8 protein-coding genes and 1 pseudogene are annotated in these 11,089 nt (G+C 73.5%); 4 read left to right on the forward strand and 5 right to left on the reverse strand.

Translation table 11 applies throughout. The features are described 5' to 3' along the window. On the reverse strand, window positions 1-511 hold a 511-nt coding region (locus B7L92_RS13810; protein WP_143626318.1), incomplete at its 3' end, for a CapA family protein. Between the two features lie 211 nt (window positions 512-722). Between B7L92_RS13810 and B7L92_RS13815 the strand changes: the two genes are divergently transcribed. From B7L92_RS13815 to B7L92_RS13825, 3 genes are all read left to right on the forward strand, one after another. Beyond that, window positions 723-1,268 carry a sigma-70 family RNA polymerase sigma factor gene (locus tag B7L92_RS13815; RefSeq protein WP_043493594.1) on the forward strand — a complete coding sequence of 182 codons (546 nt, stop codon included), beginning with the start codon at window positions 723-725 and terminating at the stop codon, window positions 1,266-1,268. Window positions 1,269-1,404: 136 nt separating this feature from the next. Next, entirely contained in the window at window positions 1,405-1,926 is a 522-nt protein-coding gene (locus B7L92_RS13820) for a hypothetical protein (RefSeq protein ID WP_081237699.1), read from the forward strand. A gap of 151 nt (window positions 1,927-2,077) precedes the next feature. Continuing rightward, the gene (locus B7L92_RS13825) at window positions 2,078-2,731 is read left to right on the forward strand and encodes a zf-HC2 domain-containing protein (protein ID WP_081237700.1); all 654 of its coding nucleotides are present in this window, start codon (window positions 2,078-2,080) and stop codon (window positions 2,729-2,731) included. A 22-nt stretch (window positions 2,732-2,753) separates the two neighbouring features. Here B7L92_RS13825 and B7L92_RS13830 read toward each other — a convergent pair whose 3' ends face one another. Further along, a complete protein-coding gene (locus tag B7L92_RS13830) occupies window positions 2,754-4,892 on the reverse strand; it encodes a SpoIIE family protein phosphatase (protein WP_081237701.1) in 2,139 nt (712 codons plus the stop codon). Between the two features lie 260 nt (window positions 4,893-5,152). Here B7L92_RS13830 and B7L92_RS13835 point away from each other — a divergent pair, with 260 nt between their 5' ends. Beyond that, a complete protein-coding gene (locus B7L92_RS13835; RefSeq protein WP_081237702.1) occupies window positions 5,153-6,574 on the forward strand; it encodes a lipase maturation factor family protein in 1,422 nt (473 codons plus the stop codon). Here B7L92_RS13835 and B7L92_RS13840 read toward each other — a convergent pair. The 3 genes and pseudogenes from B7L92_RS13840 to B7L92_RS13850 form a co-directional block, all read right to left on the reverse strand. Then, window positions 6,562-6,957: pseudogene (locus B7L92_RS13840) on the reverse strand (amidohydrolase family protein); the annotation flags it as partial. The gene B7L92_RS13835 and the pseudogene B7L92_RS13840 sit on opposite strands and share 13 nt — an antisense overlap. Before the next feature lie 101 nt (window positions 6,958-7,058). Continuing rightward, a complete protein-coding gene (locus B7L92_RS13845; protein WP_081237704.1) occupies window positions 7,059-7,814 on the reverse strand; it encodes an SDR family NAD(P)-dependent oxidoreductase in 756 nt (251 codons plus the stop codon). Between the two features lie 195 nt (window positions 7,815-8,009). Next, window positions 8,010-11,045 (reverse strand): alpha-mannosidase, encoded by a 3,036-nt coding sequence (locus tag B7L92_RS13850; RefSeq protein ID WP_081237705.1) that lies wholly within the window; start codon window positions 11,043-11,045, stop codon window positions 8,010-8,012. Between the last annotated feature and the right edge of the window lie 44 nt (window positions 11,046-11,089).

The raw sequence follows: 11,089 nt of genomic DNA on the forward strand, positions 1-11,089 counted from the left end.
GCCTGCGGCACACCGGCTCGGTGCGCGCCGAGCCGGTGTGCCGCAGGCCCGCGCGGTCGAAGGCGTCCAGGGTGCGGAGGATGCCGTCCGGGCCGTCGTCCAGGGTGTGCTCGGAGGCGGTGGAGCAGCCGTCGTAACCGGTGGCGGCGAGCCCCTGGGCCACCTCGGGCGGGGACTTGAAGACGGGGTGGCCGGTGTAGTCGCCGTCAGCGCCGTACACGGTCTCCATGTGGCACAGCGCCACATCGGCGGGAGCGACCACGGAGCGGATGCCGGAGAGCATCGGCCGGAAGTCGTGGCCGGCGCCGCCCGCGTCGAAGCGGGCGCGCTCGATGATCGAGTCGTGCGGCAGCACGTCCCCCGAGGCCACCAGGGTGAAGCCGCGGGCCGACGTGACGGAGGGGGCCGGACGGTTGGATTCCAGTGGTCGCTGGGCACGGGCCTGGTAGGCGGCGCCCGCGGCGAGGACGACGGTCAGGGCCACCGCCACCTGTCGACTGCGTGTGATCATCACTTCACCCCGCTGTAGTCGTATATGCAGACAAATAGGTAAGAATCCGACTGCGGGCCATCCCCGCTCCGACACGCCCATTAGGCCGTCCGGCGTGCGAGAACCGCCGTCCCGACCGTTCGTCGAACCGTTCGTCGACGCGATCGACCGTCCGCCGCACGCCCCTGCGCGCGCCCTGTCCCCGAGGGGCGCCGTGCGTTGCCATACGGCCATGACGGCCGGAATCACACTCACGAACGGGACGACCGCCGAGCACGAGCTCGCCGCACTGCAGCGCGAGCACGGTCGGCCCCTCTTCGCGCTGCTGCTCCGGCTCTGCGACGGAGACCGGCAGCGCGCGGAGGACCTGGTCCAGGAGACGCTGGTGCGTGCCTGGCAGCACCCCGAGGCCCTGCGCGCCGAGAACTTCGCCTCCGTACGGCCCTGGCTGCTCACGGTGGCGCGGCGGCTCGCGATCGACGCGCGCCGGGCCCGGCAGGCGCGGCCGGCCGAGGTCGGGGACGCCGTGCTGGAGAACGCGCGGGTGATCTCCGACCACGCCGAGCGGGCCGCGGCGACGCTCGACGTCCGCGAGGCTGTGAAGACACTCACTCCGGAACACCGTGAAGTACTGGTGCTGGTGTACTTCCAGGGGGCGAGTGTGGCGGAAGCCGCGGCGGCCCTCGGGATTCCGCCCGGTACCGTGAAGTCCCGCGCGTACTACGCGCTGCGCGCCCTGCGCCGGGTGCTTCCGGGATACGCCGCCGACCTGCGGTGAAACCGGACGCCAGGTCAAACCTCCGTAAAGCGCCTTGCCGATGACCCCGGTTGAGTAATCGGCTGTCCTCATCCGTGTTCCGGACCGGAGGCCCGGGGTCGGGCGACGCGCACGTACCGGAGGAAGGCAGGAAGGGATGCTGCACAGAGGTCAAGAGAGCACGGACGGCAGCGGCGACGGTGAACTGACCGTCCCGATGGCCTGGTTGTACGCCGAGTACATCGCCGACGAACTGCTGCGCAGCGGCGATCTCATGCCGCCGACGTCCTTCGAGTTCCGGGCCGGCCGGGACGCGCTGGCGCTGACCGTCTTCCTGTCCGACACCGACGGCGAGCTGTCCGGCATCCGGGTGGTCACCCAGTTGGAGACCTGGCTGTCGCTGACCGCGTACGACCAGCCGTGGCAGGAGTGGGTCGAGGAGCGCCTGGCCGACCCGGCCGCGGACGCCGCCGCGCCCGGCGGGGCCGCACCCGGTCCGGACCTGGAGCTGGCCCGGGAGGCCTGGCGCTGGCTGCGGGAGACGGAGCTGCTCGCGCCCGATCTGAACGCGGTGCCGGGCGGCGGCTCGGTGGCCGAGGAGGACGAGGGACCCAAGGTGTGGACGCCGGCCTGGCAGCTCGGGCTGCCGCTCGGCCACCTCGCCATGCACCTCTTCTAGTCCCCTCAAAAATCCGACCAATCCACGGGCCGGAGGGCTCCGAATCCTTTGGTTACGATTCGGCACGTTGCTTGAGTGATTCGGCGGCCTGGTGCGTACCGATGGGAGCAAGGAGTAACCCCACCCGCACCCAACGGCACGAGGATTCGGCATGAGGTCCCTGGAAAGGCATCGCGACGTCGGCGCCTATGCGCTCGGCGTGCTGGACGAGGCGGAGGCGTTCCGCTTCGAGGACCACCTCATGGAGTGCCCCAGCTGCGCTGCCCAGGTGACCGAATTCGGTCCTGCCGCACGGCAGTTGATGCTGTACCGACGCTCGACGCCGCAGCTGGTGCACCCCCTGGCCAAGCCGGGTCCGAGGATGCTGGACCGGTTGCTGTCCCAGGTGGCGGCACGGAAGCGGGCGGGGCGCCGCAGGATGCTGTTCGCGCTGGCCGCCTCGGTGGTGTGCGCGGTGTCCGCGCCGGCCGTCGCGATCGTGGCGGGCGACGGCGGCACGGCCGCCGTGAGCATCGCGGCGACCGACGAGCGGTCCGGGGTGTGGGCGCGGATCACGACGGAGGACGAGGCCTGGGGCAGCCATGTGGAGCTCCAGGTCAAGGACGGAGCGGGCCCCCGCACCTGCCGTCTGGTGGTGGTCGGCCGTGACGGCTCCGAGGAGACCGCGGCCAGTTGGAGCGTGCCCCGGCACGACGCCCGGCCCCACACGATGCGGGGCGGATCCGCCCTGCACTCCGAGGAGATCGTCCGCTACGAGGTCCGCACGGCGGAGGGCGAGCACCTGGTGACCCTGCGGCCCCGGTGAGCCGGACCGGTGCGGGCCCGCGTCAGCGGCCGGCAGGGCCCGCGGCCGGCCCGCAGCCCTCCGCCGGCGGGGCCGGGCCGGGCCCCTCGGCGACGACGAACTCGCACCACACGCACTTGCCGCCGCCGCGCGCCTCCACCCCCCACACGTCCGTGAGCATGTCGATCAGGAGCAGACCGCGGCCGGAGACGCCCGACTCCCCCGCCTCGCGGCGGCGCGGCAGGGCGCTGGAGGAGTCCTCGACCTCCACGCGCAGCCGCCGCTCGCTGCCGGTGAGGACCCGGAGGGTGACGACCGCGGCGCCCTCGGTGTGCATCAGGACGTTGGTGATCATCTCGTCGGCGACCAGCTCGACCTCGTCGGCACGGTCCCGCGCGCCCCAGGCGACGGCCGCCGTGCGGATCATGCGCCGGGCCTCGGTGAGGGCCTCGGGATCGCCGGGCGCCACGTGCTGCTGGAACCGGCCGCCGCAGCGCGGGCTGTCCAGGACGCGGCGGCGCAGCAGGAGCAGGGCCACGTCGTCGTCGCCCCCGCGTTCCTCGGCCACGTCGATGAGCCGGTCGGCGAGCTCGCGCACGTCGTCGGGGCCTGTGGTGACGAGCGCGGAGAGGGTCGCCATGCCGTCGTCGAGGTCGGCGCCGGGCTGCTCGACCAGGCCGTCGGTGTACAGCAGCAGGGTGTCGCCCGGGTCGAGTTCCATGGTGCCGACCGGGTAGTCGAGCCGCCCGAACTCGGCGGACAGGCCGAGCGGCAGCCCGCCGGGGACGACGACGCGGTGGCAGGAGCCGTCGGTGCGCCGCACCAGCGGGTCGATGTGGCCGGAGCGGACCATCTGGAGCACACCGGTGGACAGGTCGGCCTCGGCGTAGAGGCAGGTGGCGGAGCGGTCGGTGTCGAGCTCGTGCAGGAAGACGGAGGCGCGGGCCATCACGGTGGCGGGCGGGTGCCCCTCGGCGGCGTAGGCGCGCAGCACGATGCGCAGCTGCCCCATGACGGCGGCCGCGTGGGTGTCGTGGCCCTGGACGTCGCCGATGACGGCGCCGACCCGGCCGCCGGGCAGCGGGATCAGGTCGTACCAGTCACCGCCGATGTCCCGGCCGACGGAGCCGAGCGAGGCGGCCCGGTAGCGCACGGCGACGTCGGCGCCGGGCACGCTGGGGATGGTGCGCGGCAGCATGGCCTGTTGCAGGCCCTGGGCGAGGTCCATCTCCTGCTCGTAGAACATCGCGCGCTGCATGCTCTGGGAGATGCTGCTGCCCAGGGCGACCAGGATGTTGCGCTCCTCGGCGGAGAAGCCGCGCCGGTCGCTGTAGAGCAGGCCCATCGCGCCGATGGGGCGGGCCTGGACGATGAGCGGCAGATAGGCGGCGGAGGTGATGTTCAGTCCGGTGATGCCCTGCCACAGCTTCGGGTAGCGCTCGGCGAACTCCTCCGGCGACTCGATGAAGCGCGGGCTGAGGGTGCGCACCGCCTCGCTCATCGGGTACGGCTCGTCGATCCGGGTGATGTCGGTGCCCGGCACGAAACTGCCTTCGGGCCCCTCGGCGACGAGCCGGATCCGGCCGGCCTCGACCAGTCCCACGACGAGGCTGGTGGCGCCCAGATGGGTGAGTCCGTGGGTGTCCTTGAGGACGTCGATGACGTCCTGCACGGTGCGGGCGTGGGCCAGGGCGGCGGTGGTGAGCTGGACGACGTTGGTCTGCTGGCGGCGGGCGTCCTCCTGGGCGGCCTGCTCGCGCCGGGCCTCGCTGTCGCGCAGTTCCTGGGTGGCGTCCCGGACGATGCCGATGATGCGGCGGGGCCGTCCGTCCTCGTCGCGGAGGATGTGGCCCTGGGTGTGGGCCCAGCGCAGGGAGCCGTCGCGGCACCGGACGCGGAAGTAGGCGCCGTAGTTCTCGCTGCCGTCCTTCAGCGCCTGCGAGACGGCGACGTCCAGGCGCCGGGCCTCGCCGGGCGGGACCCGGCTCCCCAGGCTCTCGGGACGGCCGTCGTACTCTTCGGGGCGCACGTCGAAGACCTCGCGCGCCTGCGCGTCCATCTGCATCGTCCCCGTGTCCAGGTCCCAGTCGAAGCTGCCCATGCGGTTGAGCGCCAGGATCGGATCCGGGTGGTCCGGCCAGTCGTCCGGGAGTGACAGGGGGCTCGCTCCCCGATCAGCCATGCGCCCACCTTGCCAGGATTCGTCCGATTCTTCGACCGCTGTGCCGGAAGAGCGGGCCGCCCGGCACGGCCGCCGTCCGCGGGGAGGACGTCGCGGAGGCTTCCGCGGACACGGTCCGCCGCAGCGGCTTCCGAGGATCCGTGCGGGCCCCGCGCGCTTCCTCCGTGCGGGTCGCGCGGACCGCGCGGTGGTATACGGGGAGTCACGGAGCCACGGGGCCCGGGAGGTCCGGGGGACACCGGAGGAGGGAGCGCAGAGCCGTGGAGTGGTTCACCGCGTCCGGCTACTGGCTGACCCGGCTGGTCTTCCAGCGGTCGCTGGCCGGGCTGTACCTGGTCGCCTTCCTGACGGCGGCGCTGCAGTTCCGTGCGCTGATCGGGGAGCGCGGCATGCTGCCGGTGCCGCGTTTCCTGGAGCGGGTGCCGTTCCGCAGGTCGCCGAGCCTGTTCCACCTGTACTACTCGGACCGTTTCTTCGCGCTCTGCGCCTGGGCCGGCTGCGCGGTGTCGGCGGCGCTGCTCGCGGGGCTGGACTCGCTGCTTCCGCTGTGGGGCGGGATGCTGCTGTGGCTGGTGCCGTGGGCGCTGTACCTGTCGGTCGTCAACGTCGGGCAGACCTGGTACGCGTTCGGCTGGGAGTCGCTGCTGCTGGAGGTCGGCTTCCTCGCCGTCCTCCTCGGCAACGACGAGGTGGCCCCGCCGGTCGTCGTGCTGTTCCTGCTGCGATGGGTCCTGTTCCGGGTGGAGTTCGGCGCGGGGCTGATCAAGATGCGCGGCGACGCGTGCTGGCGGAAGCTGACCTGCCTGGACCACCACCACGAGACCCAGCCGATGCCGGGGCCGCTGAGCTGGTTCTTCCACCGGCTGCCCAAACCGCTGCACCGGGTCGAGGTGGCGGCGAACCACGTCACCCAGCTCGTCGTGCCGTTCCTGCTGTTCACCCCGCAGCCGGTCGCCACGGCCGCCGCCTCGCTGATGATCGTCACCCAGCTGTGGCTGGTGCTGTCGGGCAACTTCGCCTGGCTGAACTGGATCACGATCGTGCTGGCCCTGTCGGCGGTCGCCTTCCCGGCCGATCCGCCGGACGTGCCCGACGCTCCGCTGTGGTACGTGGTGGTCGTCCTCGCGGTGTCCGCGCTGCTGCTCGGCCTCGGTCACCGGCCGGTGCGCAACATGCTCTCCCGCCGCCAGGTGATGAACCGCTCCTTCGACCCGCTGCACCTGGTCAACACCTACGGGGCGTTCGGCAGCGTCAGCCGGGTCCGGTACGAGGTGGTGATCGAGGGCACGGCGGACGAGCCGGCCCGGGAGGACTCCGACTGGCGGGAGTACGAGTTCAAGGGCAAGCCGGGCGACCCGCGGCGCTGGCCGCGCCAGTTCGCCCCGTACCACCTGCGGCTCGACTGGCTGATGTGGTTCGCCGCGCTGTCGCCCGCGTACGCCGGGCCGTGGTTCGGCGCGCTGGTGGAGCGCCTGCTGGAGAACGACCGCGACACGCTGAGGCTGCTGCGCCGCTCCCCGTTCCCGCCCGGCGCGCCGCCCCGGTACGTCCGCGCCCGCCTGTTCCGCTACCGCTACACGACCTGGCGGGAGCTGCGGGAGACGGGCGCGTGCTGGCAGCGGACGTACGTGCGGGACTTCCTGCCGCCGACCCGGCTGGCGCAGGCGGCTCAGAGCCCGTAGACGCGGGTGGCGGTGGCCTCGAAGAGCCGGTGCCGGTCCTCGGGGCCCAGGTCCCGTGCCAGGGTGCTCGTGAGGCGGGACACCTGGGCGTACGTCGCCGCCAGGGTGCACACGGGCCAGTCCGATCCGAACATCAGGCGTCCGGGCCCGAAGGCGTCCAGCGCGGTCTCCCAGTAGGGCCGCAGGGGTGCGGGGGACCGGGCCGCGGCTCCCCAGGAGGCCCGGTCGGTCTCCGTGACCAGGCCGGACACCTTGCCCACGGTGTTGGGCAGCGCGCCCAGCGCCTTCAGGTGCCCGGCCCAGGGTTCGAGCGCACCCGAGGCGACGGGCGGCTTGCCCAGGTGGTCCAGCACGAACGTGAGCCCGGGCAGCGACCGTGCCGCCGCGTGGGCCTCCTCCTCGCCGACCTCGGTGTGCAGGTCGCCGATCCCGGCGGTGCCGAGGGCCAGGCGGGTGACCTCGACACGGCTGCGGCCGAGCCGGTTCACCGGTGCGCCGGGCGCGGCCGCAGTCCCTGCGTGCCGCCGTCGACGGCCAGGGCGGTGCCGGTGGTGGCGCCCGACGCCGGGCTCGCCAGGTAGGCGATGGCGCCCGCGACCTCGGCGGCCGAGACCAGACGGCCGGTGGGTCGGCGGGCCCCGAGGGCGGCGCGTTCGGCGACCGGGTCGTCGGCCGCGTCGAGCAGCCGGCCGACCCAGGGGGTGTCGACCGTGCCCGGGTCGACGCAGGTGACGCGGATGCCCTCGTGGACGTGGTCGGCGGCCATGGCGAGGGTGAGGGAGTACACGGCGCCCTTGGTGGCGCTGTGCAGGGCCCGCTGCGGCAGGCCCGCGGGGGCGGCGACGGAGCAGGTGTTGACGATCGCCGCGTGCGCGGAGGCGCGCAGGTGCGGCAGGCAGGCGCGGGCGGTGCGGACCATGCCGAGGACGTTGACGTCGAAGACGCGGTGCCACTCGGCGTCGGAGTGGGTCTCGACCGTGCTGCGGGCGCCGGTGCCGGCGTTGTTGACCAGGACGTCGAGACCGCCGAGGCCGGCCACGGCGGCGGCCACGGCCGCGCGCGCCGAGGCGTCGTCGGTGACGTCGGCGCGGTACCCGGCGAGGGGCGCGCCGACGGAGGAGGGGTCCGGGTCGAGGACGGCCACCCGGGCGCCGCGCTCCGCCAGGAGGTCCGCGGCGGCCCGGCCGATGCCGGAGGCCCCGCCGGTGACCAGGGCCGTCAGACCCTCGAAGTCGCTCATGGTGCCTGCTCCTCCTTCCGTGTGTCCGCGTCGGCGGCCCGGAAGGCGCCGTCGGGGTGGGTGTACCGGGCGAGGGACTCCGGCCGCATCGCGCGGCGGCCGCCGCGCACGTGGGCGAGGTCGAGGAGTGGCTGCGGGCCCGGACGGCGGGCTGAGCGGGACCGGACCGCGGCCGGGCCGGTCCCGGGGCGCGGGTCAGGCCCGCTTCAGCCGCAGCGTCATCAGCTCGAAGGGGCGCAGCCACACCGCGATCCGGTCGCCGTCCAGGCCCGGCGGTTCGGTGTCCGCCAGCGGGCGTTCCAGCAGGTCGGTCACCTGGACGTCCGCGGCCGCGAAGCCGGTGGTGAGCGTGGCGCGGGCGCGGCCCCCGTGGGCCTCGTGGAAGCGGACGACGACGTCGCCGCTGCCGTCGTCGGCCAGCTTGACCGCCGTGACCACCACGGCCTCCTGGTCGACCGTCACCAGCGGGGCGACCTCACCGGCACCGGTGAGCCGCCGCTGGGGCAGGTTGATCCGCCAGCCCTCGCGCACCGCGTCGCCGATGTCCGCGCCCGGCACCAGCGCGTGCCGGAAGCGGTGCACGCCCTGGTCGGTCTCGGGGTCGGGGAAGCGCGGGGCGCGCAGGAGGGAGGCCCGAACGGTGATGACGGTGGTGGGCGTGCCGCGGTCGCCGTCGGTGCGGACGGTCCGGGTCACGTCGTGGCCGTACGTCGAGTCGTTGACGACCGCGACGCCCCAGCCCGGCTCCTGGAGGTGGACGAAGCGGTGGTTGCACGCCTCGAACCTGGCCGCCTCCCACGAGGTGTTGGTGTGCGTGGGCCGGTGGACGTGCCCGAACTGCGTCTCGGCCGCGTACCGTTCGGTGTGCAGGTCGAGCGGGAAGGCGAGTTTGAGGAACTTCTCCGTCTCGTGCCAGTCGACCTCGGTGTCCACCACGAGCCGCCGCTCCCCCGGCGCGAGCGACAGCACCTGGGTGACCCGGGAGTCGCCGAAGGAGCGCGCGATCCGCACCGACGCGCCGTCCTCCCCGGCGATGATCCCGTCCACCTCGGTCAGATCGGTGACCGTGTTGCGGTAGAACGCGTCGACGTCCCAGGCGTCCCACATGTTCGGGAAGTCCGGGTGCAGTTGGAGGAGGTTGCCGGCCAGTCCGGGGGCGATGGCCTCCCGGTCGGCCTCGATGTCGCGGGCGGAGACCACCAGGCCCCGGGCGTCGATCTCGATCCGCAGCTTCCCGTTGGCCAGGACGTACCCGCCGCCGGCGCGGTCCGACAGCTCGGTGCGCCCCCGCTCCACGGGGGTGCGCGCGCCGCCCGCCGGGACGCCCGCGCGGGAGTGCGGGGCGGCGTTGAAGACGAGCGGGGTGGTGCCCTCGCCGGCCAGGGCGCGCTGGGCGGCCCCGATGATGCCGTCCAGTTCGCCGGCGATCCGGTCGTAGGTCGCGCGGGCCTCGCGGTGCACCCAGGCGATGGAGGAGCCGGGCAGGATGTCGTGGAACTGGTGCAGCAGCACCGTCTTCCAGATCCGGTCCAGCTCCGCGTGGGGGTAGCGGAACCCGGTCCGCACGGCCGCCGTGGCCGCCCACAGCTCGGCCTCGCGCAGGAGGTGTTCGCTGCGCCGGTTGCCCTGCTTGGTCCCGGCCTGGCTGGTGAGGGTGGCGCGGTGCAGTTCGAGGTAGAGCTCGCCGGCCCAGACCGGCGGTTCGGGGTACTCGGCCTCGGCCTTCGCGAAGAACGCGGACGGCGTCTCCCAGGTCACGGTCGCCGAGCCCTCGAGACTGCGCAGCCGGGCCGCCCTGGCGACCATCTCCCGGGTGGTGCCGCCGCCCCCGTCGCCCCAGCCGGTGGGCGCCAGCGAGTGCCGGGCGACGCCCTTGTCCTGGAAGTTGCGGACCGCGTGGGCGATCTCGGCGCCCCTCATCGAGCAGTTGTAGGTGTCGACGGGCGGGAAGTGGGTGAAGATCCGGGTGCCGTCGATGCCCTCCCAGCGGAAGGTGTGGTGCGGGAACCTGTTCGTCCGCGACCAGGAGATCTTCTGCGTCAGCAGGTACCTGGAGCCCGCCGCCCGGATGATCTGGGGCAGGCCCGCGGCGAAGCCGAAGGTGTCCGGCAGCCACACCTCGTCGTTCTCGATGCCGAACTCGTCGAGGAAGAACCGCTTTCCGTGCACGAACTGCCGGGCCATCGCCTCCGAGCCGGGCATGTTGGTGTCCGACTCCACCCACATGCCGCCGGTCGGCACGAACCGTCCGCCGGCCACGGCCTTCTTGACCCGGGTCCACACCTCGGGCCGGTGCTCCTTCACCCACGCCCACTGCTGGGCCTGGGACATGGCGAAGACGAACTCCGGCTCGTCGTCGAGCAGCGCGGTCATGCTGGCCGCCGTACGGGCCACCTTGCGCACGGTCTCGCGCAGCGGCCACAACCACGCCGAGTCGATGTGCGCGTGCCCGACGGCGCTGATCCGGTGGGCGGAGGACGCGGCGGGTGCGGCGAGCACCTCGGTGAGCCGTGAACGGGCCTGCCGAGCGGTGCCGTTGACGTCCTGGAGGTCGATCGCGTCGAGTGCTCCGTCCACCGCCCGCAGGATCTCCCAGCGGCGCGGCGACTCCACCGGCAGCTCGGCCATCAGCTCGCCGAGCACCTCCAGGTCGATCACCAGCCGCCAGACGTTCTCGTCGAAGACGGCGAGGTCCATCCGGGCGAGCGTGTACTGCGGTGCGTCGCCGGCGGTGTCCTTGTCGCCGAGCGGTGTGGGCCGGAACAGGAAGGGGTGGTGGTCGAGGATGACGGGGTTGGAGGCGGCCTCGATGTGCAGGCGCACCTCCTCACCGCCCTCGGCGGGGGCGCCGATCCGCACCCACTGGTTGTGCGGGTTCAGGCCCTTCACCGGGGTGCCGTCGGACCGGTAGACCAGGCCCTCGCACTGGAAGCCGGGCAGGTTCCCGTCGAAGCCGAGGTCGAGGACCGCCTCGACGGTCCTCCCGGCCCACGCCTCGGGGACGGTCCCGGTGACCCGGAACCAGCTGGTGCCCCAGGGGGCGCCCCAGCGGGTACCCACCTCGACGGGCTCGGGCTCGGCCGCGAGTCCCTCGGCGACCGGGACGGGTTCCCCGGGGGCGTGCCACACGGCGACCTCGAGGGGGACGGACTCGGGGTGCACGGCGGGGCGGATGCGCTCGTCGAGGACCCGCCTGAGGCGGGCTTCGACCAGGGTGCGGTCGTCATGCATGCGGGTGCTCCGTGGCGGTGGGGGCGGGGGCGGGTCGGCTGCTC

This window comes from Streptomyces viridosporus (assembly GCF_002078235.1).
GTDB classification, from domain to species: Bacteria; Actinomycetota; Actinomycetes; order Streptomycetales; family Streptomycetaceae; genus Streptomyces; species Streptomyces viridosporus.

What these genes read in the sequence shown, in the direction of transcription:
- B7L92_RS13830 (WP_081237701.1), bottom strand. Translation starts at nt 4,892, where the DNA reads ATGGCTGATCGGGGAGCGAGCCCCCTGTCACTCCCGGACGACTGGCCG.
- B7L92_RS13850 (WP_081237705.1), bottom strand. Translation starts at nt 11,045, where the DNA reads ATGCATGACGACCGCACCCTGGTCGAAGCCCGCCTCAGGCGGGTCCTC.
- B7L92_RS13820 (WP_081237699.1), top strand. Translation starts at nt 1,405, where the DNA reads ATGCTGCACAGAGGTCAAGAGAGCACGGACGGCAGCGGCGACGGTGAA.
- B7L92_RS13845 (WP_081237704.1), bottom strand. Translation starts at nt 7,814, where the DNA reads ATGAGCGACTTCGAGGGTCTGACGGCCCTGGTCACCGGCGGGGCCTCC.
- B7L92_RS13815 (WP_043493594.1), top strand. Translation starts at nt 723, where the DNA reads ATGACGGCCGGAATCACACTCACGAACGGGACGACCGCCGAGCACGAG.
- B7L92_RS13825 (WP_081237700.1), top strand. Translation starts at nt 2,078, where the DNA reads ATGAGGTCCCTGGAAAGGCATCGCGACGTCGGCGCCTATGCGCTCGGC.